Annotated in this window: 1 pseudogene; it reads left to right on the top strand. The window is 64.6% G+C overall.

Features of this window, described 5'->3' with window-relative positions:
- Positions 1–1,656: pseudogene (locus ENZ75_RS31185) on the top strand (SPOR domain-containing protein); the annotation flags it as partial.

The raw sequence follows: 1,656 nt of genomic DNA, 5'->3' as shown, positions 1-1,656 counted from the left end.
TGTCGAGCCGGTTGCCTCCGATGACGAATTCGACGATGCGGTGGCAATGTCGCTTGAAGACGAGCTGATGCTCGACGACCATTCGGCGGCGGAACAGTCATTCATGGCCGCCGATCCCGTCGAGCATGCCATGCCGGAGCAGGCGGCGGCGCTTGACGGCCAGGCAATCTCCGACGAGAGCTTTGCTGGCCTCGACGATGCCATGGCCGATGTCGACATGGATTTCGACGTTCGCGCGGATGAGCCGATCGCCTTCGACGAGCCGGAAGCGCATGAAGTGCTTGCCGATGCTGCGGACTCAACAAGCGAGATTTCCAACCCTGAAGGCCTGTCGGACGATGCCTTCGACCTGAACTTTGAAGATTCGTTCGCCGAAACGGTCGAAGAGCCGGTCGCCGAAGTTGCTGCCGCTACGATCCAGCCGGCGGCGCCAGAAGCCAATGTCGCGCCGGCGGTGCACGCCCCGATTGCGGACGAACGGAGCCTGGAAGACGAGTTGAATGCGCTGCTGGGCGCCATGACTTCCCGCACGGCGCCGGTGGCCAGCGAGCCTGTCACGGCTCAGCCGGCTGTCGCTGCCCCGCCGCCTGTTGCCCAGCCTGCCGAGGAACCGGCCGACCTTGTCGGCGACCTCGACTGGGATCTTGACGAAACCACGCCTGAGCAGAATCGACATGTTGGCACGGCCCAAGCGGCCGACGCGGATATTGACGATCTTATGCTTGATGAACTCCAGGATCCGGACTCGGACACCATTGGCGATGTCGATTTCGACGATGATGCGTTGGACGCGGCTTTGGCCCAGGGCCTTGATCCGCGTGATGAAGCCGCTCCCCGGGACAATTCGGCGGATTCTTTCGATTGGCTTGCGGAGCGTTCCCAACCGACAGAGCCGACGCGTTCGTGGAGCCGCGTGACGCCGGTTCCGCAGCAGCCGTCATTCAGCACGCAGCCTACGTTTAGCGCTCAGCCGGCCGCTTCGGTGGCATCATCCATGGCCGCAGCGCCGGCAGTCGCCGCCATGACGTCCTATGGTTCGTCCGAGCCGGTCGAAACCTTGGCTCCCGCTGCCCCAGTATCGGCGCCGCAATCGCGCCAGCCGGCGCGTTACGAAGACATGCCCGATGTCGAGACGGTCGATGTGCCCGAGCGTGTCGTGGCGCTGGCGGACGATCTCGATATCCCCGAACTGCACTTCGAGGAAGACCAGCCGGCGTCGCCTGGCTATGACGATCTCGATGCCGAGTTCTCCAGCCTTCTCTCCGAGATGAACGCGGTGGAGGTGACTGCCGCCCCAGCAAGCAACGCGGCCGGCGCGTCTTACGATGATGGCTCCTATGCCGCGGGCTTCAAGCCGGGCTATGACAGCCTCAAGCCGGGCTATGACGGGGTCAAGCCGGGCTATGAGCCGGAAGCGCGAACCTATGCGGCGCGGCCGATGGAAATGTCTGCCCGCGCGGCGCCGCCCACGGGTTATGCCGACGCCTCGGGCTACGACCTCGACAACCTGCCGGGGAGCCAGCCGGCTTCCCAAGCCGATGATTTCACCGTCGATGAACTCGACTACGATCCCGAACTCGACGAGGAGATGGCTGTTCCGGGTCTCGGCGAGCGTGAGGCCGCAAGGCCGTCGCGCGGACGCGGCCTGTTCATCGC

The sequence above is a fragment of the Mesorhizobium sp. M7A.F.Ca.CA.002.04.1.1 genome (genome assembly GCF_004022805.1).
Lineage (GTDB): Bacteria > Pseudomonadota > Alphaproteobacteria > Rhizobiales > Rhizobiaceae > Mesorhizobium > Mesorhizobium ciceri.
Note: the sequence above shows the minus strand (reverse complement) of the source record. Positions and strands in the feature narration are given on the sequence as shown.